Annotated in this window: 20 protein-coding genes; 5 read left to right on the forward strand and 15 right to left on the reverse strand. The window is 70.7% G+C overall.

Features of this window, described 5'->3' with window-relative positions:
- The 7 genes from ACZ7IB_RS01825 to hrcA all read right to left on the reverse strand — a co-directional run bounded on the left by ACZ7IB_RS01825 (nucleotide 1) and on the right by hrcA (nucleotide 8,486).
- The gene (locus ACZ7IB_RS01825) at nucleotides 1–360 is read right to left on the reverse strand and encodes a histidine triad nucleotide-binding protein (RefSeq protein ID WP_470908323.1); all 360 of its coding nucleotides are present in this window, start codon (nucleotides 358–360) and stop codon (nucleotides 1–3) included.
- Between the two features lie 98 nt (nucleotides 361–458).
- Nucleotides 459–3,692, reverse strand: a complete 3,234-nt coding sequence (locus ACZ7IB_RS01830) for a S41 family peptidase (protein WP_470908324.1) — start codon at nucleotides 3,690–3,692, stop codon at nucleotides 459–461.
- 80 nt (nucleotides 3,693–3,772) lie between these two features.
- The gene (locus tag ACZ7IB_RS01835) at nucleotides 3,773–4,306 is read right to left on the reverse strand and encodes a hypothetical protein (RefSeq protein WP_470908326.1); all 534 of its coding nucleotides are present in this window, start codon (nucleotides 4,304–4,306) and stop codon (nucleotides 3,773–3,775) included.
- 83 nt (nucleotides 4,307–4,389) lie between these two features.
- Complete coding sequence (locus tag ACZ7IB_RS01840) at nucleotides 4,390–5,136, reverse strand: 16S rRNA (uracil(1498)-N(3))-methyltransferase (RefSeq protein WP_470908328.1); 747 nt, start codon at nucleotides 5,134–5,136, stop codon at nucleotides 4,390–4,392.
- Nucleotides 5,133–6,209: a nitronate monooxygenase gene (locus tag ACZ7IB_RS01845; RefSeq protein ID WP_470908330.1), complete on the reverse strand. Its 1,077-nt coding sequence runs from the start codon at nucleotides 6,207–6,209 to the stop codon at nucleotides 5,133–5,135. The genes ACZ7IB_RS01840 and ACZ7IB_RS01845 overlap by 4 nt, the downstream gene beginning before the upstream one ends.
- A 123-nt stretch (nucleotides 6,210–6,332) precedes the next feature.
- Nucleotides 6,333–7,469, reverse strand: coding sequence for a molecular chaperone DnaJ (dnaJ, locus tag ACZ7IB_RS01850; RefSeq protein ID WP_470908332.1), 1,137 nt, complete (start codon nucleotides 7,467–7,469; stop codon nucleotides 6,333–6,335).
- Complete coding sequence (hrcA, locus tag ACZ7IB_RS01855; RefSeq protein ID WP_072483581.1) at nucleotides 7,470–8,486, reverse strand: heat-inducible transcriptional repressor HrcA; 1,017 nt, start codon at nucleotides 8,484–8,486, stop codon at nucleotides 7,470–7,472. It abuts the gene before it with no gap.
- 197 nt (nucleotides 8,487–8,683) lie between these two features.
- Here hrcA and ACZ7IB_RS01860 point away from each other — a divergent pair, with 197 nt between their 5' ends.
- A complete protein-coding gene (locus ACZ7IB_RS01860; RefSeq protein WP_470908334.1) occupies nucleotides 8,684–9,406 on the forward strand; it encodes an MBL fold metallo-hydrolase in 723 nt (240 codons plus the stop codon).
- Nucleotides 9,407–9,431: 25 nt separating this feature from the next.
- Nucleotides 9,432–10,253, forward strand: coding sequence for a DUF3097 domain-containing protein (locus ACZ7IB_RS01865; RefSeq protein ID WP_470908336.1), 822 nt, complete (start codon nucleotides 9,432–9,434; stop codon nucleotides 10,251–10,253).
- Nucleotides 10,254–10,380: 127 nt separating this feature from the next.
- On the opposite strand, the gene hemW is transcribed toward ACZ7IB_RS01865, so the two are convergent.
- From hemW to lepA, 4 genes are all read right to left on the reverse strand, one after another.
- Entirely contained in the window at nucleotides 10,381–11,622 is a 1,242-nt protein-coding gene (hemW, locus tag ACZ7IB_RS01870) for a radical SAM family heme chaperone HemW (RefSeq protein ID WP_470908338.1), read from the reverse strand.
- Nucleotides 11,623–11,725: 103 nt separating this feature from the next.
- Nucleotides 11,726–13,660, reverse strand: a complete 1,935-nt coding sequence (locus tag ACZ7IB_RS01875; protein ID WP_470908750.1) for a SpoIIE family protein phosphatase — start codon at nucleotides 13,658–13,660, stop codon at nucleotides 11,726–11,728.
- 206 nt (nucleotides 13,661–13,866) lie between these two features.
- Complete coding sequence (locus tag ACZ7IB_RS01880) at nucleotides 13,867–15,756, reverse strand: AMP-dependent synthetase/ligase (protein ID WP_470908339.1); 1,890 nt, start codon at nucleotides 15,754–15,756, stop codon at nucleotides 13,867–13,869.
- A gap of 354 nt (nucleotides 15,757–16,110) precedes the next feature.
- Nucleotides 16,111–17,985 carry a translation elongation factor 4 gene (gene lepA, locus ACZ7IB_RS01885; RefSeq protein ID WP_470908341.1) on the reverse strand — a complete coding sequence of 625 codons (1,875 nt, stop codon included), beginning with the start codon at nucleotides 17,983–17,985 and terminating at the stop codon, nucleotides 16,111–16,113.
- 215 nt (nucleotides 17,986–18,200) lie between these two features.
- Between lepA and rpsT the strand changes: the two genes are divergently transcribed.
- Nucleotides 18,201–18,467 (forward strand): 30S ribosomal protein S20, encoded by a 267-nt coding sequence (rpsT, locus tag ACZ7IB_RS01890; RefSeq protein WP_398250924.1) that lies wholly within the window; start codon nucleotides 18,201–18,203, stop codon nucleotides 18,465–18,467.
- 326 nt (nucleotides 18,468–18,793) lie between these two features.
- Here the strand turns inward: rpsT and holA are convergent, their stop codons facing one another.
- The gene (gene holA / locus ACZ7IB_RS01895) at nucleotides 18,794–19,780 is read right to left on the reverse strand and encodes a DNA polymerase III subunit delta (RefSeq protein ID WP_384447669.1); all 987 of its coding nucleotides are present in this window, start codon (nucleotides 19,778–19,780) and stop codon (nucleotides 18,794–18,796) included.
- A 320-nt stretch (nucleotides 19,781–20,100) separates the two neighbouring features.
- Here holA and ACZ7IB_RS01900 point away from each other — a divergent pair, with 320 nt between their 5' ends.
- Both ACZ7IB_RS01900 and ACZ7IB_RS01905 read left to right on the forward strand, forming a co-directional pair.
- The gene (locus tag ACZ7IB_RS01900; RefSeq protein WP_470908343.1) at nucleotides 20,101–21,018 is read left to right on the forward strand and encodes an aldo/keto reductase; all 918 of its coding nucleotides are present in this window, start codon (nucleotides 20,101–20,103) and stop codon (nucleotides 21,016–21,018) included.
- A gap of 75 nt (nucleotides 21,019–21,093) precedes the next feature.
- Nucleotides 21,094–21,339 (forward strand): hypothetical protein, encoded by a 246-nt coding sequence (locus ACZ7IB_RS01905; protein ID WP_382294552.1) that lies wholly within the window; start codon nucleotides 21,094–21,096, stop codon nucleotides 21,337–21,339.
- 27 nt (nucleotides 21,340–21,366) lie between these two features.
- On the opposite strand, the gene ACZ7IB_RS01910 is transcribed toward ACZ7IB_RS01905, so the two are convergent.
- From ACZ7IB_RS01910 to ACZ7IB_RS01920, 3 genes are all read right to left on the reverse strand, one after another.
- The gene (locus ACZ7IB_RS01910; protein ID WP_470908344.1) at nucleotides 21,367–22,251 is read right to left on the reverse strand and encodes a YceI family protein; all 885 of its coding nucleotides are present in this window, start codon (nucleotides 22,249–22,251) and stop codon (nucleotides 21,367–21,369) included.
- Between the two features lie 205 nt (nucleotides 22,252–22,456).
- Nucleotides 22,457–25,030, reverse strand: a complete 2,574-nt coding sequence (locus ACZ7IB_RS01915) for a ComEC/Rec2 family competence protein (protein WP_470908346.1) — start codon at nucleotides 25,028–25,030, stop codon at nucleotides 22,457–22,459.
- The gene (locus ACZ7IB_RS01920) at nucleotides 25,027–25,677 is read right to left on the reverse strand and encodes a ComEA family DNA-binding protein (RefSeq protein ID WP_470908347.1); all 651 of its coding nucleotides are present in this window, start codon (nucleotides 25,675–25,677) and stop codon (nucleotides 25,027–25,029) included. Before ACZ7IB_RS01920 ends, ACZ7IB_RS01915 begins: the two co-directional genes overlap by 4 nt.
- Nucleotides 25,678–26,194: the final 517 nt, after the last annotated feature.

Here is a 26,194-nt window from a genome sequence, read left to right on the forward strand (position 1 = left end):
CTAGCCGGGGGGCCACTGCAGTCCGCGGCCGCCCAGGACGTGGGCGTGCGCGTGGAAGACGGTCTGGCCGGCGCCGGAGCCGGTGTTGAAGACGACCCGGTAGCCGCTGTCCACGATCTTCTCGTCGGCGGCGATGTGTCCGGCCTCGCGCAGTATGTCGGCGGCGATCCCCGGCTCGGCGGCGGCGAGGGCGGCGGCGTCCGGGTGGTGGACGCGGGGGATGACGAGTACGTGGGTGGGGGCCTGCGGGTTGATGTCCCGGAAGGCGACGATGGTTTCGGTCTCCCGGACGATGGTTGCCGGGATGTCACCCGAGACGATCTTGCAGAACAGGCAGTCGGGCTGCGGTTCTCCCGCCATGGGGTCGGCTCCTCGGTCGGTGGTGATCGTTGTACGGCATGGTATCGGGACGCCTGCGGCGGGCTGGGGGCAAGGCCCGCCGCAGGCGCACCCGCCCCCTACGCCCCCGGCCGCTCCGGTGCCCGCTTCGCCGGCGTCTGGGCCAGCGACGCGAGCGCGATCCGGATCGCCTCGTCCAGCTGCGGATCCCGCCCCGCGGCATGGTCCTGCGGCGCCGTCACGACCTCGACATCGGGATCGACCCCGTGGTTCTCCACACCCCAGCCGTAACCCTCGAACCAGAACGCGTACTTGGGCTGGGTGACCGACGTCCCGTCCACGAGCTTGTACCGGCTGTCGATGCCGACCACCCCGCCCCAGGTACGCGTGCCGACCACCGGCCCGATGTGCAGCGCCTTGATCGCGGCGTTCACGATGTCACCGTCCGAGCCGGAGAACTCATTGGCGACGGCCACCACGGGGCCGCGCGGTGCGTCCTCCGGGTAGCTGTACGGCTGCATCCCGCGCGGCAGGTCCCAGCCGACGATGCGCCGGGCGAGTTTCTCCACGATCAGCTGCGAGGTGTGCCCGCCCCGGTTCTCCCGGACGTCCACCACCAGCCCCTCGCGGGCCACTTCGATCCGCAGGTCGCGGTGGAGCTGCGCCCAGCCCGAGCCGACCATGTCGGGGACATGGAGGTAGCCGAGGCGCCCGCCGGAGTGCTCGTGGACGTAGGCCCGCCGGTCGGCGACCCACGCGTGGTAGCGCAGCGCCTCCTCGTCGGCGACGGGTACGACGACGACATGGCGCGGGTCGCCGCCGTCCACCGGTGAGACGGTCAGCTCGACCGGTTTGCCGGCCGAGCCGGTGAGCAGCGGTCCGGGCCCGGCCACCGGGTCGACCGGGTGCCCGTCGACGGCGAGGATCGCGTCCCCGACGCGCACCGCCACCCCGGGTGCGGCGAGCGGCGAGCGGGCCGCAGGGTCGGAGGTCTCCGACGGCAGGATCCGGTCGATGCGCCAACTGCCCTCGTCCGTGCGGGAGATGTCCGCACCGAGCAGCCCCTGCCGGGCCGAGTCGTCGCGCCATCCGCCGGGCGGCGTCACATAGGCGTGCGAGGTGCCGAGCTCGCCCTGCACCTCCCACAACAGGTCGATCAGGTCGTCATGGGTGGCGACGCGCTCCAGCACCGGGCGGTAGCGGTCCAGGACTCCGTCCCAGTCGATGCCGCCCATGTCGGGACGCCAGAAGTTGTCCCGCATGATGCGCCCGGCCTCGTCGTACATCTGACGCCACTCGGCGGCCGGGTCGAGGGTCCGGCGAATCCGGGAGAGGTCGACGGTGACACTGCTGTCGCTGCCGCCGTCGTGGTCGTCACCGGCCGGGACACGGCTGTCGGACGGTACGACGCGCAGCTTGCCCCGGGTGTGCAGGACGATCCGCTTGCCGTCGCCGCTGACCGCGAAGCCGTCGACGTCCGAGGCGAGTTCCTCGCAGCGCAGCTTCTCCAGGTCGTACCGTTCGAGGACGGTCTCGGGCCGGCGGGCGTCGGGCGTGGCGCCGCTCGTACCGAGCACCCCGGTCACCGGGTGGCTCAGCCACAACAGCCCGTCCTTCGCGGCGCACAGCGTGGAGTAGCTGGCGGCCTCGACGGGCAGCGGCACGATCCGGTCGGCGAGTCCGTCGAGGTCGATCCGGGTGACGGGCAGCGCGGTCGGGTTGTCCTCGCCCTCACCGCCGCTCTTCTCCTTCTCGGCCGGACGGCCGTGGCGCTGCGGCCCGAACGGGGAGGGCGTGGTGGCGGCGAGCGTCAGCAGGTGCGGACGGCAGGCGCCGATGAACGCCAGGTCGAAGACATGGGCGTCGTAGACCGGGTCGAAGGACCGCTCGGAGAGGAACGCGAGGTGCTTGCCGTCGGTGGTGAACGCGGGGGCGAAGTCCCGGAAGCGCAGCGGGGTGGCCTCCGCGACCGACAGATCGGCAAGGTGCGCGAGCTTGAGCTGTCTGAGCGGCTCGGGCCCGGGGTGCGACCAGGCGAGCCAGGAGGAGTCGGGCGAGAAGACAAGGCCCGAGGCGTCGCCGTGCTCGCTTCGGTCCACCTCGTGGACCTCGCCGCTCTCCCGCTCGACGATCAGTACCCGCCCGTCGTGCGCGGCGACGGCGAACCGGCTGCCGTCCGGGGCCGCCTCCAGGTCGAGGACCCTGCCGATACGGCCCGCGGCGAGGCGGCGCGGTACGGCGCCCGGCGCGGTGCCGGTGGCGGGTGCGCACTCAAGGGCGTCGTCGCCCTCGGCGTCGGTGACCCAGACGACGTGCTGGTCGCCGTCGGCCTGGAAGGTGCGAGGCATCCTGGCCCGTACGCCCGGTTCGACTGCGAGCGCCCGGGCCGGGCCCTCGCGGTGGGTGACCCAGTGGACGGCGCCGCGCGTCCCGACGGCACTGCCGCGGCCCGTACGGTCCGGGGACGCGGAGTCGAGGTGGCTGCCGGCGTGCACCGAGTGGGGCTGGAGGTCGGCGCGCTGGCCGCCGAGCCGGATGCCGATACGACGGGGCTCGGAGCCTTCGAGGTCGTCCAGCAGCCAGAGTTCACCCGCCGAGGAGTAGCCGACGCGGGTTCCGTCGGTGGTCGCGTGGCGGGCGTAGAACCCCTCGATGCCGGTGTGCCGGCGCAGATCCGAGCCGTCGGGGAGCGAGGAGTAGAGCGCGCCCACGCCTTCGTGGTCGGAAAGGAAGGCGACGCGGTCACCCACCCACATCGGGGATTCGATGTTCCCGTCGAGGTCCTCGTGCAGCCGTACGAACTCCGCCGGGCCGTCGGTCGTGCCCGCTTCCGCGATCCACAACTTGCCCGCGGTTCCGCCCCGGTAGCGCTTCCAGGCGGCGGCCTCGCGCCCCATGGTGGCCGAGAGCAGCAGGACCCGCCCGCCGGGCCCGTACGCGAGGGAGCCGACCGGCCCGTACGGCAGGGTCCGCGCGGGCCCGCCGTCGACCGGTACGGCCCTGGCCCAGCTGCGCCGCAGTGACGCCTGCCCCTGGGTGCTGATGACCAGTACGTCGCCCTCGGGCGTCCAGCCGCGTACGGAGGTCCGTGCGTCGCCCCAGTACGTGAGCCGCTTGGAGGGGCCGCCGTCGACCGGTGCGATGTGCACTTCGGGCGCCCCGTCCCGGGTGGACGTCCAGGCGACGCGGGTTCCGTCGGGAGATATCCGCGGGTTGGTGACGGGTCGGTTGTCGGCGCTGACGCGCCAGGCTCGGCCGCCGTCCAGCGGCGCCAGCCAGACATCGTCCTCGGCGGTGAAGGCGATCAAATCGCCCTGGACATGGGGGTATCGGAGGTAGGCAGGCTGCGTCACACGGATCACCCTAGGCCGCTGGTGTGCTCCGCGGAACCGGGTTGGCCGGAGTCCGCCGGGTGGCCCGGTGCCGGTCACACTCACTTACCCAGGGGCGATTCGGTCACCGTGACCGTCACGGTGACTGTCGGCCGGGCGCCGCCACTGCCGCCACCCCGGGACGGATTCGCCCCGACGGCCGGCAAAGCGGCGTTGCAGTTGCCGAGCACATCTGCCCGGAAGACGGCCTTCCCGCCGGTCCTGGCGGTCAGGTCGCCCCGCACACACCGCCCGTCGAGAGCCTGGGTCACCTTGCCGGTGATCGTGATGTCCTTGTCGCTCCCGGTCTTTCCGGTGCAGTCGACGTCCGCGATCCGACGCGCGGACGCGGAGGGCGACGCCCCCTGGAGCCGGTCCCCGTCGACGTCGGCCGTGCAGTTCAGCCACCGCACATCGACCCCGTTGCGCTCCAGGGCGCTGGTGCCGGTCAGGTCGGTGGTCACGGCGATGGATGTGGAGTTCAGGCTGCCCGTCGGCTCACAGGCCACGACACCTGCGACCGCCGCGCCCGCGAGCGCGGACGCGGCCAGAATGCGACGGGTTCTTCCCTGACCCCATGCCCTTGATGTCCCCATACGGGCAGCTTCCCACCGATCCCCCACGACGCGGTAGACGGCTTGCGGCCACAACGGGGCGGCGCAGGCGCGCCGGAGGGGGCTTACGCCCAGCGGCCGGTGCGCCCCAGCAGCAGTGCCGTCGCCGCCGTGCCCGCCGTCGAGGTGCGCAGAACGGACGTTCCGAGCCGGCAGGTACGGGCCCCCGCGGCGGCGAAGGCCGCCAGTTCGTCCGGCGACACACCGCCCTCGGGGCCGACGACCAGCACGATCTCGCCCTGGGTGGGGAGCTGGACGGTGGCCAGCGGCTCACTGTCGTGGCCCCGGTCCTCGTGCAGGACGGCGGCGAAGTCAGCCGCGGCCAGAAGTGCGCCAACCTGTTTGGTCGTCAGTGCGTCCGCCACCTCGGGAAAGCGCACCCGGCGCGACTGCTTGCCCGCTTCCCGGGCGGTGTTGCGCCATTTCGCGAGGGACTTGAGGCCGCGGTCGCCCTTCCACTGCGTGATGCAGCGCGACGCCTGCCAGGGCACGATCGCGTCGACACCGGTCTCCGTCATCGTCTCGACGGCGACCTCGCCGCGGTCCCCCTTGGGCAGGGCCTGGACGACGGTGATACGGGGCGTGGGCCACGGCTCCTCATGAACCGTCGCCAGGCCGCCGACCACGAGCCGGTCCTTGCCCTCGGCGGCCCTGACGACGCCCTCCGTCCAACGGCCTTGGCCGTCCGTCAGCACGACATCCTCACCGGCGTGCAGCCGCTTCACCGATACGGCGTGCCGTCCCTCGGGTCCTTCCAGGACGAACTCGGGCCCGTCGGGGACCTGTTCGACGACGAAGACCGGTGCGGTCACTGCGTACTCCCTGTGCTCACTGCCGTCCGTGCGGCGTCCAGTTCTTCTGCGAGCAGTCCGATCAGCCGGCCGGCGGGCAGCTCGCGTGCCATCCGGTGCCCCTGCCCCGCCCACAGTGCCATGCCCTGGGCGTCCCCGGCTTTTGCCGCCGCCGCGCGCAGCCCCGCCGTCAGATAGTGGACCTGTGGGTAGGCGGCGGGGGCGTACGGGCCGTGCTCGCGCATGAAGCGGTTGACCAGGCCGCGGGCCGGGCGGCCGGAGAACGCCCGGGTCAGGGCGGTCCGTACGAACAGCGGGTTGGTCAGTGCCTGCTTGTGCAGCAGATTCGCCCCGGACTCGGGGCAGACGAGGAACGCCGTGCCGAGCTGCGCCGCCTCCGCACCCGCGGCGAGCACCGCGGCGATCTGGGACCCGCGCATCAGCCCGCCAGCGGCGATGATCGGCACCTGTACGGTCTCGCGGACCTGGGACACCAGGGAGAGCAGTCCGATCCCGGTGCCGTCGGTCTGCGGGTCGTCGCGGTGGGTGGACTGGTGGCCGCCCGCCTCTATGCCCTGGACACAGACCGCGTCGGCCCCCGCCCACTGGGCGGCCTGGGCCTCCTCGGGCGTGGTGACCGTCACGACGGTGTACGTCCCGACGCCGGCGAACGCGTCGAGGGTGTCGCGTGTCGGGCAGCCGAACGTGAACGAGACTGCCGGGACCGGGTCCTCCAGGAGGATGGCGAGCTTGGCCTCGTAACCGTCGTCGCCGCCGCTGGATTCCGGGTCGCCGAGCGGGGTCTCGTACCAGGCGGCCTCACCGGCCAGCTGATGCCGGTACACCTCGACGGCGCTCGGGTCGGCGAGACCCGGCTGCGGCATGAAGAGATTGACGCCGAAGGGCTGACCGGTCAGCCCGCGCAGCTGTTTGATCTCGTTGTACATGCCGTCCGCCGTCTTGTACCCGGCGGCGAGGAAGCCCAGCCCGCCCGCTTCGGCGACGGCCGCGACGAGCTGCGGACAGGACGCACCACCCGCCATCGGGGCCTGCACGACCGGATACCGGCAGAGATCGGTCAACACGGATGACATGACCGCATCGTGTCACGTCCTGCATGCCTCGGCGTGCGCGGCCTGCGGTCCATTTTGTCCTCAAACGCCGGACGGGCTCGGCAGGCGAGCCCGTCCGGCGGCAGGGAACGGTGTGCGGGGCCGTCAGCGCCCGTTGAAGGCGTCCTTCAGCCGGGAGAACAGCCCCTGCTGCCCGGGCTGGAACTGGCCGGTGGGCCGCTCCTCGCCGCGCATCTTCGCCAGGTCCCGCAGCAGTCGCTCCTGCTCCGGGTCCAGCTTCGTCGGGGTCAAGACCTCGACGTGCACGATCAGATCGCCACGCCCGCCGCCCCGCAGATGCGTGATCCCGCGGCCGTGCAGCGGGACCGACTGGCCGGACTGGGTGCCGGGCCGGATGTCGACCTCCTCCAGGCCGTCGAGCGTCTCCAGCGGCACCTTGGTGCCGAGCGCGCCCGCCGTCATGGGGATGGTGACCGTGCAGTGCAGATCGTCGCCGCGGCGCTGGAACACCGAGTGCGGCAGCTCATGGATCTCCACGTACAGATCCCCGGCCGGGCCGCCGCCGGGGCCGACCTCGCCCTCGCCCGCGAGCTGGATGCGGGTGCCGTTGTCGACACCGGCGGGGATCTTCACGGTGAGCGTGCGCCTCGACCGGATGCGGCCGTCGCCGGCGCACTCCGGGCACGGGGTCGGCACGACCGTACCGAAGCCCTGGCACTGCGGGCAGGGACGCGAGGTCATGACCTGGCCCAGGAAGGACCGGGTGACCTGGGAGACCTCGCCGCGGCCGCGGCACATGTCACAGGTCTGGGCGGAGGTGCCGGGTGCGGCGCCCTCGCCGTTGCAGGTCGTACAGACGACGGCCGTGTCGACCTGGATGTCCTTGGTGGTGCCGAACGCGGCCTCGGCGAGATCGATCTCCAGCCGGATCATCGCGTCCTGGCCGCGCCGGGTGCGCGAACGGGGTCCGCGCTGCGACGACGTACCGAAGAACGCGTCCATGATGTCGGAGAAGTTGCCGAAGCCACCCTGTCCGAATCCGCCCGCGCCACCGCCGCCGGAGGCGGACAGCGGGTCGCCGCCGAGGTCGTAGACCTGCTTCTTCTGCGGGTCCGACAGCACCTCGTAAGCGGCGTTGATCTCCTTGAACCGCTCCTGGGTCTTCGGATCGGGGTTCACATCCGGATGCAGCTCACGAGCGAGCCGACGGAATGCCTTCTTGATCTCGTCCTGAGATGCGTCGCGGCGCACGCCGAGTACGGCGTAGTAGTCCGTGGCCACTTACGACTCCGCCAGGATCTGTCCGACGTAACGTGCCACTGCGCGTACCGCTCCCATCGTTCCGGGGTAGTCCATGCGGGTCGGTCCGACCACGCCGAGTTTGGCGACTGCCTCGTCGCCCGAACCGTAGCCGACCGCGACGACGGACGTGGAGTTGAGCCCCTCGTGGGCGTTCTCGTGCCCGATCCGTACGGTCATGCCCGAGTCCTTGGCCTCGCCGAGCAGCTTCAGCAGCACGACCTGCTCCTCCAATGCCTCCAGCACCGGCCGGATCATCACAGGGAAGTCGTGCCCGAAGCGGGTGAGGTTGGAGGTGCCGCCGATCATCAGCCGCTCCTCCGTCTCCTCGACGAGGGTTTCGAGCAGGGTGGAGAGCACGGTGGACACGGTTCCCCGGTCCTCGCTCTCGAAGGATTCCGGCAGATCCTGCACCAGCTGCGGGACATCCGCGAAACGGCGTCCGACGACCCGGCTGTTGAGCCGGGCCCGCAGATCGGCGAGAGAGGTCTCACCGAACGGAGCGGGGCAGTCGATCATGCGCTGCTCGACCCGGCCGGTGTCCGTGATCAGCACGAGCATCAGCCTGGCGGCTGCCAGTGACAGCAGCTCCACATGCCGAACCGTCGACCGGGTCAGCGAGGGGTACTGCACGATGGCGACCTGCCGGGTCAGCTGCGCGAGCAGCCGTACGGTGCGGCCCACGACATCGTCGAGGTCGACCGCGCCGTCGAGGAAATTGTGAATGGCACGACGTTCCGGCGACGAGAGGGGCTTGACGCCCGCAAGCTTGTCGACAAAGAGCCGGTAGCCCTTGTCCGTCGGAATGCGTCCCGCGCTGGTGTGGGGCTGGGCGATGAAGCCCTCGTCCTCCAGCACCGCCATGTCGTTGCGGACGGTGGCCGGGGAGACCCCCAGCTTGTGCCGCTCTGTGAGCGCCTTGGAGCCCACGGGCTCCTCGGTGCCGACATAGTCCTGGACGATGGCGCGCAGCACTTCGAGTCTGCGTTCGCTGAGCATCGCGCACACCTCCAGCTGTGTTTCCTCGGTGGTTCTCGGGCCGTTCCTGCTTCATTCCCAGGAATCCCCCTGGCACTCTGTCCTCACGAGTGCCAGCAATCCCCCGGCCAGTGTACGGCGACCGAGTGGGGGCCTAGCAAGGGCGACCGGTCACGCTACCGCGAGACTGCGCAGGTCGTTGCCGATAGCCTCGCGGTATGGACGCCTCTTGGGAAGAGTTCGGCTGGGAGCGACTCGGTCACGGAGTGGGCCGACGGCGCCTCCCCGGATGGGATGCGACAGTCGCACTGGTGGTCGGAGCGGATGGGGTGCTGCTCTACGACACCGGATCGACACTCCGCGAAGGTGAGGAAATCCGGACCCAGGCACAGGCCCTGCTCGGCCGGAAGGTGACGCATATCGCACTCAGCCACCCCCATTTCGACCACGTGCTGGGCACCGCCGCGTTCTCCGGCACCCAGGTGTACGGAGCGGTCGGCATGGCCGGGCTGATGAAGCTCGGGGCGGACGGTCTGCACGCCTCCGCGGTGCGCCACGGAGTGTCCGAGAACGATGCGGCCGCGGCCGTCGATGCGCTGGTGGCGCCGCACCATGAAGTGCGCGACGAGTGGACGCTCGATCTGGGCGGCGGCCGTCAGGTGCTGCTGGCGAATGCGGGCCCCGCCCACAGCGGCCACGATCTGGCGGTGCTCGTCCCCGGCTCCCCCGCGGTGGTGCTCTGCGGCGACCTGGTCGAGGAGTCCGGCGAACCGCAGGCGGGACGGGACGCCGTCCCGTCCCGCTGGCCGGCCGCGCTGGACCGGCTGCTGGCGCTGGGCGGCGAGGACGCGGTGTACGTTCCGGGGCACGGAGCGGTGGTGGACGCGACGTTCGTCAGGAACCAGCGTGACCAACTGACCGCCCTCTTCGGCGTGTCGTGACGTGTTGTCGTCTTATCGTCATCCGATGCGCAGCTACCAGCCGGACCTGACCCCACCGTGGAAGAGGTCCGCCCCCGTTCCCGAGGTTCCCGCCGATCCCGATCTGGTCGTGGAGGAGGTCTCCACGGGATTCTGCGGTGCGGTGATCCGCTGCGAGAAGACGGCCCAGGGTCCGACGGTGACCCTGGAGGACCGCTTCGGCAAGCACCGGGTGTTCCCGATGGAGCCGCGCGGCTTCCTGCTGGAGGGCCGGGTGGTCACGCTCGTGCGCCCGTCGGCGGCCGGTCCCGTACGCCCCACGCGTACGGCATCGGGTTCGGTCGCAGTCCCCGGGGCGCGCGCCCGGGTCGCGCGGGCGGGCCGGATCTATGTGGAGGGCCGCCACGACGCGGAGCTGGTCGAGCGGGTCTGGGGCGACGACCTGCGGATCGAGGGCGTGGTCGTCGAATACCTCGAGGGCATCGACGACCTCCCGGCCATCGTGCGCGAGTTCTCCCCCGGCCCGGACGCCAGGCTGGGCGTTCTGGTCGACCACCTGGTCCCGGGCTCCAAGGAGTCCCGGATCGCCTCCCAGGTCTCGGACGCGAACGTGCTGGTGGTCGGCCACCCCTACATCGACGTGTGGGAGGCGGTGAAGCCGTCGTCCGTGGGCATCGCCGCCTGGCCGGTGGTCCCGCGCGGCCAGGACTGGAAGACGGGCGTGTGCCGTGCTCTGGGCTGGCCGGAGAACACGGGCGCGGCCTGGCAGCGAATCCTGTCCACGGTGCGCTCGTACCGGGACCTGGAGCCGGCACTGCTGGGCTCCGTGGAGCACCTGATCGACTTCGTGACGGCGCCGCCCCAGTAGCCCCCTCCGCCGCCTCCGGCGTTCGGGGAGCGAGGGATCCGGGGGCGGAGCCCCTGTTACGGGAAGGAGCGGGCAGGGGAACAGACCCGCCGCAGGCGCACCCGCACCCCACCCCGCACCCGGCCTCTCAGTCCACCAGATCCCGCACCACCGCATCCGCCAGCAACCGCCCCCGCAACGTAAGCACCGCCCGCCCCTCCCCGTACGGCACCCGCTCCAGCAGCCTGTCCTCCACCGCCCGCACCGCCGCGGCCAGCCCCGCCGGTGCCAGCAGCGACAACGGACACCCGTCCGCGAGCCGCAACTCCAACAGGATCCGTTCGACCCGCCGGTCCTCGGCGGAGAGAATCTCGCGCCCGGCCCCCGGCGACCGCCCCTCGGCCAGAGCCTGCGCATACGCCCCCGGATGCTTCACGTTCCACCAGCGCACCCCGCCGACATGGCTGTGCGCCCCGGGACCGGCGCCCCACCAGTCGGCTCCGCGCCAGTACAGCTCGTTGTGCAGGCACCGGCCCTCGGGCGTGCGGGCCCAGTTCGACACCTCGTACCAGGAGAAGCCCGCCGCGGTCATCGCCTCGTCCGCAATCAGATACCGGTCCGCATGGGCGTCGTCATCGGTCATCGGGATCTCGCCGCGCCGGATCCGCCGGGCCAGCTGCGTCCCCTCCTCGACGATCAGCGCGTACGCGGACACATGGTCCGGCCCCGCACCGATCGCCGCGTCCAGCGAGGCCCGCCAGTCGTCGTCGGACTCCCCGGGTGTGCCATAGATCAGATCCAGGTTGACGTGTTCGAAACCCGCCTCCCGCGCTTCGGCGACACACGCCTCGGGCCGCCCAGGCGTATGCGTACGGTCCAGGATCTTCAGCACATGCTGCCGCGCGCTCTGCATCCCGAACGAGATCCGGTTGAAGCCGCCCTCCCGCAGCTCGGCCAGATACGCCGGATCGACGGATTCCGGGTTGGCCTCGGTGGTGATCTCGGCATCGTCCGCGAGCCCGAACTCGTCGCGGATCGCCCCCAGCATCCGTACCAGGTCTCCGGCGGCCAGCAGGGTCGGTGTGCCGCCGCCGACGAAGACCGTACGGACCGGACGCGGATCGTCACCGAGGACCTTGCGGGCCTGGCGGACCTCGCCGATCAGATGGGCTGCGTAGTTGTCCCGGGAGGCCAGCGCACCGCCGGAGCCGCGCAGCTCGGTGGCGGTGTAGGTGTTGAAGTCGCAGTAGCCGCAGCGGGTCGCGCAGTACGGCACATGCAGGTAGAAGCCGAGCGGCCGGTCGGCGGCGCCTTCCAGGGCATGGCGGGGCAGCGCCCCGTCGTCGGGTACGGGTTCACCATCGGGCAGTACGGAAGGCATACCGCCCATTGTCACTCGCCGCCGGGGACCTCCGAGCCACGTTCATGATCACGAAGGGGCCGCACCGCGGCACCCGGCCGCAGCAAGCGCCCCCGGCCGCCCCGCCGCACGCTCACCCCGCCTGCAGCACCAGCAGCGCCAGATCGTCATCGGGCGGCCGCTCGGCGAATTCGTGCACGGCCCGGTTGATCCGGTCCGCGATCCCGTCCGCCGACAGCCCGGCACAGTCGGCCAGCGCCCGGGCCAGGCCGTCCCCGTCGTCGAACATCAGCGTCCCTGAGCGCCGCTCCGTCACGCCGTCCGTGACGCACAGCAGGCTGTCGCCGGGCGCCAGCTCGAAGCTCTGGCTCTTGTACGCGACGTCGTCGAAGATTCCGAGCAGCATCTGCGGCTCGGCGGCCGGGCGCACCTCGCCGCCGGGGCGCAGCAGCAGCGGCAGCGGGTGGCCGGCGCTGGCGAGGGTGCAGCGCGCGCCGCCGCCGGGCAGCGGCACGAGTTCCCCGTACAGCAGGGAGAGAAAGCGGGACTGCCCGGTGTCCGCCGTCTGCTGGCCGCCCGCCGCGGCCACCATGAGCGCGGCAGCCTCGGCAGCCTCCATCGCATCGTCGAGGAGCAGCCGGTTGAGCCGGTCCAGCACCTCACCGACGCCGAAACCCTCACGGGCCAGCAGCCGCAGCCAGGGCCGGGCGAGGCCGGTGACGACGGCGGCTTCGGGGCCGCTGCCCTGTACATCCCCGAGGACGAAGCACCAGCGGTCGCCGGGGCACGGGAAGATGTCGTAGAAGTCGCCGCCGACGACCCCGTCGTCGCTGGGCTCGTACACCAGTGAGCTGGTGACGCCGGGTATGTCGGCGACCTTGCTGGGCAGTAGCGCGCGCTGCAGGATGCGGCTGATGGTGGCCTGCCGGGTGTAGGCGCGGGCGGCTCCGACGGCGAGGCCGACACGGCGTACGAAGTCCTCGATCAGGGCGGTCACTTCGTCGGGGACACGTGCCGCGCCCTCCCGGCCGAGGAGTACGGCGCCGAGTGTCCGGCCGCCCGATGTGATCCGGTAGGCGAGAGCGGATCCGGCGTGCCCGTCGGATTCCCCGCCGTCCTCCTCGCCGCCGGGCCAGGGCATGGAGACGGGCCCGGTGCCCACCCGCTCGGGCAGCCGGATCGGGTCCTGTTCCAGCACCGTACGCAGCTGCCCGGTCTCGGCCTCGTCCCGGTGCCAGGCGCTGGCGAGCCGGGGGACGGCCGCGGGGCCGCCGTTCTCGGGCTCCAGCCAGATCGCGCACCAGTCGGCGAGTCTGGGCACCAGTAACTGTCCGGCGAGGGCAGCGACGATGTCCTCGTCGAGCTGGCCTGCGAGCAGGTCCGAAGCCTCGGCGAGGAACGAGAGCGCGCCGCGGCCGGCCCAGTCCGCGTCGTCGCGCAGGGCGCGTCGGGCGGTGGGGGCGAGCAGCTCGGCCGCGCGCAGCCCCTGCTGGAATCCGGACTCGGCCGACGGTTCGGGGAACGGGTTCCAGTCGTCGACGGGAAGCCGGGCCCAGACGGTCTTGAGGCCGGTGCGGTAGGTGATGCCCCAGCGCTCGGCGAGAGTGCCGACGAGCTGGAGCCCGCGACCGTACTCGGCGGGCTCCTCGGGGCCGGTGGGGGCATCGCCCTCCGCCGTGTCCGCTGCGTCCGTCGCGCTGCCGGCCTCCGGGCGTTCGCTGCGTACGGCACGGGCCGGGTGGTGGTCGGAGACCTCCAGCACCAGGGCCGCGGCCTCGTCCTCGGCGGCCTCCTCGAGCCGGCAGAGCAGCTCGACGTTGGTCCCCGCGTGCACGACCGCGTTGGTGACCAGCTCGCTGACGACAACCGCCGCATCATCGGCCAGACGTTCGCTGAAGCCCACGGCCGCCGGCAGTCCCAGCCCGGTCCACTCGGTGAGCGCCGCCCGGATGAACCGGCGGGCGGCGGAGGGCGCGAGGAGGTTTCCGGGCAGGGACGTACGGGCGACCGGCCGCGCATCCGCATGGCCGACGGTGATACCGGGACGCTGAACGATGTCCCGCTGCAAGGGAATGGGCCCCACGGTGCAGCTCCTGACCTGTTCTCGCTCTGTCTGTCTGTTCTCGTTCTGTTCTCGCTGGGCGCCGCTGACGACACCGACAGAGTGACAGATGGACCATGCTCATAAGCAACGAGTTGCCGAAGTGAGCAGAGAAAGTGAGCAGAGAAAAACGGAAGCAGCCGCACCGTGCGGCCGGTCGGTGAGGACCCGTATTACGCCTCGCGGGCTCCCGCGTACATGTCGTCGAGGAGGCCCTTGTACTCACGCTCGACGACCGGCCGCTTCAGCTTGAGACTGGGCGTCAGCTCGCCGTGCTCGATGTCGAGATCGCGGGGCAGCAGCCGGAACTTCTTGATGGCCTGCCAGCGCTGCAGCCCCTCGTTGAGCCGCTTCACATAGCCCTCGATGAGCGCGACGGCCTGCGGGGACGCCACCACTTCGGCGTACGGCTTCCCGCCCAGGCCGTTCTCGGCGGCCCAGCCGAGGATGGTCGGCTCGTCGAGTGCGATCAGGGCGGTGCAGAAGTTGCGGTCCGCGCCGTGCACCAGGATGTTGGAGACGAACGGGCAGACCGCCTTGAACTGTCCCTCGACCTCCGCCGGGGCGATGTACTTGCCGCCGGAGGTCTTGATCAGGTCCTTCTTGCGGTCGGTGATCCGGAGATAGCCGTCCACGGACAGCTCGCCGATGTCGCCGGTGTGGAACCAGCCGTCCGCCTCCAGCACCTCGGCGGTCTTCTCCGGGAGCCCCTGGTAGCCCTGCATCAGGCCGGGGCCGCGCAGCAGGATCTCGCCGTCGTCGGCGATCCGTACCTCGGTGCCGGGGAGCGGCTTGCCCACGGTGCCGGTGCGGTAGGCCTCGCCCGGGTTGACGAAGGAGGCGGCGCTGGTCTCGGTGAGGCCGTAGCCCTCCAGGATGTGGATGCCGGCGCCCGCGAAGAAGTAGCCGATGTCGGGGGCGAGCGCCGCGGAGCCGGAGACACAGGCGCGCAGCCGGCCACCGAAGGCTTCGCGGATCTTGGCGAAGACGAGGGCGTCGGCGACCTTGTGCTTGGCACCGAGCGCGAACGGGACGGAGGCCGTGCCGGTGTGCCGGAAGTTGTCCTGCGAGACCGTCGCGTACTCGCGGGCGACCCCGGCCGCCCACTGGAAGATCTTGTACTTGGCCCCGCCACCGGCCCGCGCCTTGGCGGCGACACCGTTGTAGACCTTTTCGAAGATTCGGGGGACGGCGGCCATGTACGTCGGCTGGACCACCGGCAGATTCTCGATGATCTTGTCGACCCGGCCGTCGACGGCGGTGACGTGGCCGACCTCGATCTGGCCGGAGGTGAGGACCTTGCCGAAGACGTGCGCGAGCGGCAGCCAGAGGTACTGGACGTCGTCCTTGGTGATCAGGCCGGTCGCCACGGTGGCCTTGGCCATGTACGACCAGTTGTCGTGCGGCAGGCGTACGCCCTTGGGGCGGCCGGTGGTACCCGAGGTGTAGATCAGGGTGGCCAGCTGGTCGGCCGTGATGGCGGCGACCCGCTCCTTCACCGCATCGGGGTTCTTCGCCAGGTGCTCGGCGCCGCGGGCCTCCAGATCGGCAAGGGTGAGCACCCAGCCCTCGGGGTCGCCCTCGGCGGGTCCGGCACCTTCGGGGTCGATGACGACGACATGGGCGAGGTTCGGCAGCTCGGCGCGGCGCTCGCGGGCCTTGGCCAGCTGGCCGGCGTCCTCGGCGATCAGGACCCGGCTCTCGGAGTCCGAGAGGATGAACGCCGACTCCGTGGCGTTGGTCGACGGGTAGATGGTCGTGGTGGCGGCGCCCGCGCACATCACACCGAGGTCGACGAGGATCCATTCCACTCGTGTGCCGGCGGCGAGCGCGATCCGCTCCTCCGGCTGCACGCCCAGACCGATCAGCCCTGCCGCGACGGCGTACACGCGCTCGGCGGCCTGGGCCCAGCTCAGCGACTTCCACTCATCGGGTCCCTCGCCGGTGGCCGCAGGGACGGGGTAGCGGTAGGCCTCCCCGTCCGGGGTGGCCGCCACGCGGTCGATGAAGAGGTTCGCCACGGAGGGCGGTCGGTTCTCGATCAAGGTCTGTGTGTCGCTCACGACATCCTCCGGGCCTGCGGCAGTGCTTCACGACCGGCTGCTGATTGCTGCTTGTTTCCTACGTGTGTTCCCGCGCACCCCGTGCGCTCGGTCTTGCGTGACTTGGTCCTGCGGTGCTTGTCCTGCGGCGCTCGGCCCCGCTTGTTTAACTGGCGAGTAACTACGAGGCCGTGATCAGGGTAGAGCGCCCGCGTCCGCCGCGTAAGGGGCAATGGGCCGCCGCTTCATAACAAACGGGCCCCTGCGTCGCAGGGGGCTGCGACGCAGGGGCCCGTTGGGCTACCACCGGGTAGGAACGGACGGAACCGGGGTGGCGGCCGGGGCGGGAGTTACTTCTCGGCCTTGCGGCAGAAGCTACTTCTTGGCCTTGCCGTCCCCGCCCGACTCGTCCGTCGACAGCACGGCGATGAAGGCCTCCTGCGGCACCTCCACATTGCCGACCATCTTCATCCGCTTCTTGCCTTCCTTCTGCTTCTCCAGCAGCTTCCGCTTACGGGAGATGTCACCGCCGTAGCACTTGGCGAGGACGTCCTTGCGGATGGCGCGGACGGTCTCACGGGCGATGACCCGGGAGCCGATGGCGGCCTGGATCGGCACCTCGAAGTTCTGCCGCGGGATCAGCTCACGCAGCTTGGCGACGAGCCGTACGCCGTACGCGTACGCCTTGTCCTTGTGCGTGACCGCGGAGAACGCGTCGACCTTGTCGCCGTGCAGCAGGATGTCGACCTTGACGAGCTGGGCGGACTGCTCGCCGGTGGGCTCGTAGTCGAGGGAGGCGTAACCCCGCGTCTTGGACTTCAGCTGGTCGAAGAAGTCGAAGACGATCTCGGCGAGCGGCAGGGTGTAGCGGATCTCGACCCGGTCCTCGGAGAGGTAGTCCATGCCGAGCAGGGTGCCGCGCCGGTTCTGGCAGAGCTCCATGATCGCGCCGATGAACTCGCTGGGGGCCAGGACCGTGGCGCGCACGACGGGCTCGTGCACCTTGTCGATCTTGCCCTCGGGGAATTCGCTCGGGTTGGTGACGGTGTGCTCGGTGCCGTCCTCCATCTCGACGCGGTAGACCACGTTGGGCGCGGTGGCGATGAGTTCGAGACCGAACTCGCGCTCCAGCCGCTCGCGGATCACATCGAGGTGGAGCAGGCCGAGGAAGCCGACGCGGAAGCCGAAGCCGAGCGCCGCGGAGGTCTCCGGCTCGTACACCAGGGCGGCGTCGTTGAGCTGAAGCTTGTCGAGCGCCTCACGCAGGTCCGGGTAGTCCGAGCCGTCCAGCGGGTACAGGCCCGAGAACACCATCGGCTTGGGGTCCTTGTAGCCGCCCAGCGCCTCGGTCGCACCCTTGCTCAGGGAGGTGATGGTGTCACCGACCTTGGACTGCCGGACGTCCTTCACGCCGGTGATGATGTAGCCCACTTCGCCCACACCGAGGCCGTCGGCCGGGGTCATCTCCGGGGAGGAGACCCCGATCTCCAGCAGCTCGTGGGTGGCGCCGGTGGACATCATCCTGATGCGCTCACGCTTGTTGAGCTGACCGTCGACGACACGGACGTACGTGACGACGCCGCGGTACGAGTCGTAGACCGAGTCGAAGATCATCGCGCGGGCGGGGGCGTCGGCCTGGCCGATCGGGGCCGGGACGTCCTTGACCACCCGGTCGAGCAGCACGTCCACGCCGACACCGGTCTTCGCGGAGACCTTGAGCACGTCCTCCGGCTGGCAGCCGATGAGGTTGGCCAGCTCCTCGGAGAACTTCTCGGGCTGCGCGGCCGGCAGGTCGATCTTGTTGAGCACCGGGACGATGGTGAGTTCGTTCTCCATCGCCAGGTAGAGGTTGGCCAGCGTCTGGGCCTCGATGCCCTGCGCCGCGTCCACCAGCAGGACCGTGCCCTCGCAGGCGGCCAGCGAGCGGGACACCTCGTACGTGAAGTCCACGTGGCCCGGGGTGTCGATCATGTTGAGGACATGGGTGCTGCCCTGGCCCTCGCCCGTGGTGGGCGCCCAGGGCAGGCGGACCGCCTGGGACTTGATGGTGATGCCGCGCTCGCGCTCGATGTCCATCCGGTCGAGGTACTGAGCGCGCATCTGCCGCTGGTCGACCACGCCCGTCAGCTGGAGCATCCGGTCGGCAAGGGTCGACTTGCCGTGGTCGATGTGCGCGATGATGCAGAAGTTGCGGATCAGCGCCGGGTCGGTACGGCTCGGCTCGGGCACGTGGGTAGGAGTCGCGGGCACGCAGGGTCCTGATTCTTGAGACGCCGAACGCCGTGTCTCGGGTCGATGTCGGTTCGGTCGGATCGATACGTAGCCTCCATCGTCCCATGGTTGCGGGGCGGAGACCGGTTTGGGCCGGTCGGAGCGGGGCTGGTAACGTTGACAGCTGTGCCTCGCGACTCTCTCAGGCCGTGGGGCGCACATCGAAGATCCAACGAACCTGAAAAGGCTCTTTCGTGGCGAACATCAAGTCCCAGATCAAGCGGAACAAGACGAACGAGAAGGCGCGCCTGCGCAACAAGGCCGTCAAGTCCTCGCTCAAGACCGCTATCCGCAAGGCCCGTGAGGCTGCCGTCGCCGGTGACGTCGAGAAGGCCACCGCGGCCGCTCGCGACGCCTCCCGCGCGCTCGACAAGGCCGTCTCGAAGGGTGTCATCCACAAGAACGCCGCCGCCAACAAGAAGTCGGCGCTGGCCTCCAAGGTTGCCTCCCTCCAGGGCTGAGCTTTCTGATGTAACCGCCGGAACGGACCAGCGGGCCCTCTCTCCCGCCCCTGCCCGGCCCCCGCGCCGCACACCGAACCTGCGTTCGCCACGCGGGTGCGGCGCACCAAGCGTGAACCGAAGGCCCCGGGCCCCGCTCTCCCCAGAGCGAGGCCCGGGGCCTTCGGCGTACCCGCTTCGAGCTCGTCCGGTTTTGAGCTCGTCCGGCGCGTGAGCCCGGCCGGTTTTGAGCTCGTCCGGCGCGTGAGCCCGGCCGGTTTTGAGCTCGTCCGGCGCTTGAGGGCAGAGCAGCCGCCGGACGAACCCGGCGCCCTCGCCCCGCCCGGCTACCGCCCCGACCGTGCCGCCCGCGCCACCGCGACCACGGCCTTCTCCAGCGCGTACTCCGGATCGTCGCCGCCCCCCTTGACGCCCGCGTCCGCATCCGCGACCGCCCGCAGCGCCACCGCCACGCCGTCCGGCGTCCACCCACGCATCTGCTGGCGCACCCGGTCGATCTTCCACGGCGGCATGCCCAGCTCACGGGCGAGGTCCGCGGGCCGCCCTCCGCGCGCCGAGGACAGCTTCCCGATCGCCCGTACGCCCTGTGCCAGCGCGCTGGTGATCAGCACGGGCGCCACCCCGGTGGACAGCGACCAGCGCAACGCCTCAAGCGCCTCCGCAGCCCGCCCCTCCACTGCGCGGTCGGCGACCGTGAAACTCGATGCCTCCGCACGGCCCGTGTAGTAGCGGGCGACGACCGCCTCGTCGATCGTGCCCTCGACATCCGCGACGAGCTGCGAAACCGCACTCGCCAGCTCCCGCAGATCGCTGCCGATGGAGTCGACCAGCGCCTGGCACGCCTCGGGCGTCGCCGAGCGCCCCAGCGCCCGGAACTCCGACCGCACGAACGAGAGCCGCTCGGCCGGCTTGGTCGTCTTCGGACACGCGACCTCCCGCGCCCCGGCCTTGCGTGCCGCGTCCAGCAGGCCCTTGCCCTTGGCTCCGCCCGCATGCAGCAGAACGAGGGTGATCTCCTCGACCGGATCGCCGAGGTACGCCTTGACGTCCTTGACCGTGTCGGCGGAGAGATCCTGCGCGTTGCGCACGATCACCACCTTGCGCTCGGCGAAGAGCGACGGACTCGTCAGCTCGGCAAGGGTGCCGGGCTGGAGCTGGTCGGAGGTGAGGTCGCGGACATCCGTGTCGGGGTCGGAGGCACGGGCCGCCGCCACCACCTGTTGCACGGCGCGGTCGAGGAGCAGGTCCTCCTGGCCCACGGCGAGCGTGAGGGGGGCGAGCGGATCGTCGGTGGAATTCCTTCTGGTGGCCATCGCCGTCCAGCATCCCACGCGCCACTGACAGCCTGCCGGACTCCCTGCCCGCCTCGTGCGGGAGCCACCTCGTGCGGACACCTGGAGGCTCGGACGCCTGGCGCGAGGGTGTCGGGCATCCGATCACCGAAAACCGTCAAATCCTGGAGTTCTTCACTCGACAGGTCGGGAGATTCGGCATGTTGATACGATCCCGGACGCCACGCCAGAGCCAGTAAATATCAGGAGAGGTACCGAAATTGAGCTCGCCAGTGATCCCGTAGCGTCGGCTCGGCAACACCGGCCTGGAAGTCTCCGCTCTCGGGCTGGTATGCATGGGAATGAGTCAGACCTATGGAACTCCGGACGACACAGAATCCATCAGGATAATCCACCGAGCGCTCGACCTCGGCTGCAATTTCTTCGACACTGCGGAGTCGTACGGCCCGTTCGTCAACGAGGAGCTCTTAGGCAGGGCACTACAGGGCCATCGGGACGGCGCGGTTGTCGCGACGAAGTTCGGCTGGGAGTACGAGGGCACCCGGCGCGGCGCGCTCAACAGCCGGCCCGAGCACATACGCCGAGCGGTCGATGGAAGCCTGAGGAGACTGGATACGGACCGGATCGACGTTCTGTATCAACACCGGGTGGACCTAGAGGTGCCGATCGAGGATGTGGCGGGAGCGGTTGCCGAACTCATCGCGGCCGGAAAGGTTCTTCACTTCGGCCTCTCGGAGGCCGGTCCGGGCACCATCCGGCGGGCTCACGGTGTCTGTCCCGTCGCAGTTCTGCAGACGGAATACTCCCTGTGGGAACGTCATCTGGAAAAGGAGATTCTGCCGGTGCTCCGGAATCTGGGTATCGGTCTCGTTCCCTATTCTCCACTGGGCCGTGGATTCCTGACCGGCACAGCGGTCCGCGCGGAAGAATATCCGGAAAGCGACTACCGCAGGCACGATCCGCGATTCCAGAACGATAATTTCAGGATCAATTCCATGGCTGCCGACGTGGTCCGGGATGTCGCCCGTGGGTGCGGCGCGACCCCGGCCCAGGTATCGCTCGCCTGGCTGCTGCACAAGGGGGACGACATCGCGCCGATTCCCGGTACGAAACGCAGGCCGACGCTGGAAGAAAATCTCGCCGCGACGGAGCTCGTGCTCGGCTCGGATGACCTGCGACGCCTTGACGCGGCGCTGCCGCCGTCGGTGGTCGCCGGTAGCCGCTATCCCGAGAGCGTCATGCACATGAACGGCCGTTAGGCGCCCGACGCCACTCGCCCGGCGGGACGGTGCCTGCCGGACCGCACCTCTTACCCGGTAGGGGAGAATGGGCAGGTGAGCGATGTAAGGCATGTGCTGGTGCTGCCCGACCGCGATGCCGCGGAGGAGGTGGCCGCGGAACTCGGCGACCGCTTCGGGGTCGCCGAGGAACCCCAGCTCGTACGCGATGCACTGGCCGGCGAGGACGATGCCGAGGACGCCCAGTGGCTGGTGGTCGTGGAGGACCCGTCGGGGCTGCTGGACTCCTTGGCGCTCGATGCGTTCGCCGCGGAGTACGAGGGGTGGCTCGAGGCACCTTAGGGGGCGCCAGGGTACCCAGGGGCTCAGTCAGCCCTTGGGGACGATCTGGATGTCCATGTCGATGGAGATGCTGGAGCCGACAGCCGCGATGCCGCGGGCCAGCATGGTCTGCCAGGTGAGGGTGAAGTCCTCGCGGTGCAGCTCCGTGGTGGCCCGGCAGGCAGCGCGGGTCTCGCCCTCCAAGCCGTTGCCCACGCCGAGGTACTGGGTGTCCAGCGTGACTGTACGGCTGACGCCGTGCAGTGTGAGCGCGCCGGTCACACCCCAGCGGGTGCCGCCGCGGTGAACGAAGCGGTCGCCGTAGAACTCCAGCGTCGGATAGCGCCCGACGTCGAGGAAGTCGCTGGAGCGCAGATGGTCGTCGCGCATCTGGACATTCGTGTCGATCGACGCGGCATCGATGATCACGTGCATGGCCGAGTTCTCCATGCGGTCGGCGATCCGGACAGCACCGGCGAAGGTGTTGAACCGGCCGTGGATGCGCGCCATGCCGATGTGCCGGGCCGTGAAACCGATCTGCGAGTGCATCGGTTCGACCTCCCACTCGCCGGGGTCGGGCAGCTGCGGGGGCGCGGACAATTGCAGGGTCACATCGCCGAGGCTCGCATGGCCTCCCTCGACGACCGTGGCCGCGCCGTGGAACGGGGTGAAGCCCTCAGCCGTGACGGCCAGCCGGTATTCGCCGGCCGGGACGGTGGCAAGGACATTGCCGTACGGGTCCGTCTCACCGCCGAAGACCTTGCGGCCCACGCTGTCCGTGACCACGAACTCGGCTTGCCGCACGATCTCGTTGACGGTGTCGAGCACTCGGCAGCTGAGCACTCCCGCAGTGCGCGGCATCTCAAGTCCCGTGAGGGCGTTGCCGCGCGCGGCACCCGTCGCTCCCCTGCTTCCCCGCCAACGGCCGAACATCTTCTACCTACCCCCGGGGGAGATTCACCTTGGGGCCTGACGGCTGGACGTCCTCGTCGGAGCAGCGGCCCACCGACGAGCATTCATTCGATCACCATTGTGGCGTTCGAGGCAAACAGAGCAGCTCGCAAGGGCTTGAGTAGAGGTGTTACCGAAGGTCCGAATTGACCGTTCCACTTGTGCGCGTCACTCATTCGGACAGTGCTCATGACTGACCCACCGCCCGCAGCCCGGACCCGGCACCCGTCACGGCGATCGCGCCGTCCGTGTCCGTGCGCAGCACCACCGCGCCGCCGGCTCTGAGGGCATCGACGGTGCGCGTGGCCGGGTGACCGTACGGGTTGTCCCTGCCCACGCTCACCAGGGCGAGTCTCGGGTGCGCGCTGCGCAGCAGAGCGGGGTCCTGGTGGGCGGAGCCGTGATGGGCGACCTTCAGAACGTCCACCCGTGGCAGCGTGGGATACCTGTGCAACAGCCCCTGCTGGGCCGGAGGTTCGAGGTCGCCCAGGAGCAACAGGGTCAGCCCGCCGGATCGGACGTACAGGGTGACACTGGCGTCATTCGGCTCCTGCGGTACGGGGCCGGCCCCCGGGACCGCCGATGTACCACCCGCCCCCGTGCCGCCCGCCGGCCAGAGGACCCGCCAGTCGAGCGGCCCGATCCGGCGGCGTTCACCGGGGGCGGCCCGCACCAGGGGGACGCCTGACGCGGCAGCCGTTCTCCGTACGAACGCGACCTGGTCCGACGGTTCGTCCAGGCTCGTCGTCTGAATCGTCCCCACCGCTCTGCCCCGCAGCACACCGGGCAACCCCCGCACATGGTCCGCGTGGAAGTGCGTGAGGACCAGGAGCGGTACTTCGGTGATGCCCAGGTCGCGCAGGCACCGGTCGGCGAGCCGGGGATCGGGACCGGTGTCGACGACCACACCCGTGCCGTCCCCCGCGGCCAGCACCAGGGCGTCGCCCTGCCCCACGTCGCACATCGCGAACGCCCAGTCCGGCGGCGGCCATCCAGTCAGTACCCGGGTGAGCGGCACCGGGCGCAGCACCGCAAGGATCAGCAGCAGCGCGGCGGCCGAACAGACCCAGGGGTGGCGCACGATACGACGGGCGAACAGCACCACCAGAGCTGTCAGCACGGTGAGCAGCAGCGCGCCCTTCCCGCCGTCGGGCCAGTCGATCTCCGCCCCGGGCAGGGCCGCCCCGGTGCGGGCCACCGAGGCGATCCACCCGGTCGGCCAACCCGCGATCCGGGCGAGCAGCTCTGCCACCGGCATGGCCACCGGCGCCAGGGCGAGCGCGGCGAACCCGAGGACCGTGGCCGGCGCCACCGCGAACTCGGCCAGCAGATTGCACGGGATCGCCACCAGGCTGACCCTGGAGGCGAGCAGCACGACGACCGGTGCGCATACCGCCTGCGCCGCGGCGGCCGCGGCCAGCGCCTCCGCGAGCCTGGTCGGAACCCGGCGCCGTTGCAGCGCGTCGCTCCACTTCGGGGCGATGGTGAGCAGGGCTCCGGTGGCCAGGACGGAGAGGACGAAGCCGTAGCTGCGCGCCATCCACGGGTCGTACAGCACCAGCAGCAGAACCGCGGCTGCCAGCGCGGGGATCAGTGATCTGCGGCGCCCAGTGCCGATGGCGAGCAGGGTGATAAGTCCGCAGGCCGCGGACCGCAGTACGCTCGGCTCGGGTCGGCAGACGATGACGAAGGCGAGTGTGAGCCCGCCGCCGAGCAAGGCCGTCATTCTCAGCGAGATCCCCAACCGGGGCGCCAGACCGCGCCGTTCGACGCGCGACGCTGTGCCCGGCGGTCCGATCAGGATGACGAGCAGGATCGCCAGGTTGGCACCGGAGACCGCCATCAGGTGGGTGAGGTCGGCCGCCTGGAAGGCCTCGTGCAGTTCGGGAGTGACCCGTGAGGTGTCGCCGACCACGAGGCCCGGCACAAGCGCCCGCGCATCGGGATCCAGCCGCTCGGTCGCCTGCCGCAGACCGCCACGCAGAGCACCCGCCGTGCGCTGGAGAAAGGAAGGTGGCCCGGTGATGCGGGGCGGGCCTTTGCTCTCGGGCCGCAGTACGGCGGCGTTGCGCTCCCCTTCGTGCATCGGTGGCGCCAGTCGGCCACCGATGTGCAGTTGCGTGGAAGGGAGCAACTGCTGCCACCGGGCCATCGATCCGCCGGGCGAGACGATCAGCAGTACCGGCGTACGCAGCCGGGTGACCGCGCCGTCGGGTCCGCTCAGCCGCGTGATCTCGGCGGCCATGAGGAGCGAGGCGGGCGAGCTGTGGTCGCCTCTCACCCGGGGCTGGGTCTGCCGGGCGTCGGACGTCACCGTCACCTCCGCCTCGACCCTCGCGAACCGCTGGGCCAGCCCATGAACCGGCCCCTGCCGTACATCCGCGCCGTGCAACCCGGCCGACGCAGCCCCGGCTGCCGCACAGAGCAGCGCCGCAGCAGTGGCGGTAGCGGTGGTGTGCGGCCTCCGCCGGTTGCGCACCGCGCTCTCGTCGTCCGTCGCCCCTCCCCCGGCGTCGGCCGACAGCCTGCGCATCGCACGGGTCGCCGATGCTCCCGACATCGCCAGGAGCACCATGGCTGCGCCGATGCAGAGCATCACGCCCGCCGTCGTCCACCGTCCCGGCGCGCTCAACGCGAGCGCCGCTCCGGCCCATGCCGCCATGGCCGGCGGGACCAGCCGGAGGTCGACCGGACCCTCCTGCCGCGGGTCGGAGGCACCCAGCCTCCGGCCCGACGCCGCATGGACGTCCGGGGGGTTCATGGCCCCACCAGCGGTTGGAGGTCGGCGAACCGGCGGTCACCGATCCCGTTGACCTCGCGGAGTTCATCGACGGCACGGAAACCGCCGTGCTGTGTGCGGTAGTCGACGATGTGCTGGGCGAGAACCGGGCCGACGCCGGGGAGGGTGTCGAGTTGTTCCAAGGTCGCGCGGTTGAGGCTGACCGGTCCGCTCGTGGGGCTGCCGCTGCCGCCCGCAGCGGCTCCTCCCGTGCTGCCGGCGACAGGAGGGCCGGGCGGGGCGCCCACGACGATCTGCTCCCCGTCCATGAGCACCCGCGCCCGGTTGATCCCGGTGAGGTCGACACCCGGCCGGGCTCCGCCCGCCGCACGCAGCGCATCGGCAACCCTTGCACCGGACGGCAGTTGATGGATTCCCGGGCTTCGTACCTTCCCGCTCACATCGACCACGATGCGCCCGCCCGGCCCCGTCGTCGGTGGCGGCCCCGGTGACGGCTCGGGCACTCCGGCGTCATCCGTCACCGGGCCCGAAGTCCTGGCGCGCGCAGCCTCGTTGACCGGATCAGGAGCGCGTACGGAGTGGGGGCGCGCGGACCAGAAATGCACTGCGGCGAAGACCGCGGCCGCGATCAGGAGAACGGACAGCGCGGCAAGGGTCCTTGGCTCCAAACCGCATCTGAGCTGCAGCCACACCGGAATCCGCTCCCTCAGTGCCGGAGCCAGCCTCTCCCACCGCCCCGGCACCCTGGCGACCTGCGCCGGGGTCGGCGTCGAGAGCGAGGCCGAAGTCGACGCAGGAGCGGTAGCCGGACCGGGACTTGGCGTCGAGGACGGGCTCGGGGCCGAGACCGGAACGGGAGCCGAAGCCACCCCCAGCACAGGCCGCGCGACCCGCCCGCCGTACGCACCTCCCATGAGGGCGTCCGCCCGACGGCGCGAAGCCGCCGCTACGACGTCGGCACGCCCGCGCGACGACTGTCGCCGTCCGGGGCCGAGGCCGGGACCGCCACGGGCGCGCCCGTCCGAGGCCGGGGCGCGGCCGGGGCCGCTACCGCTTCCGCTGGTTGCACGATGTGATCGGGGAGCCATGCCTCACGACGGTAGGCACATCCGTCCGAACCCGCTGAGCAGGTCCAATTTCGGTGGACAACCGACCAGTTGTGGATAACTCGACCACTCCGAGGGG

The sequence above is a fragment of the Streptomyces sp. NPDC037301 genome (assembly GCF_055602785.1).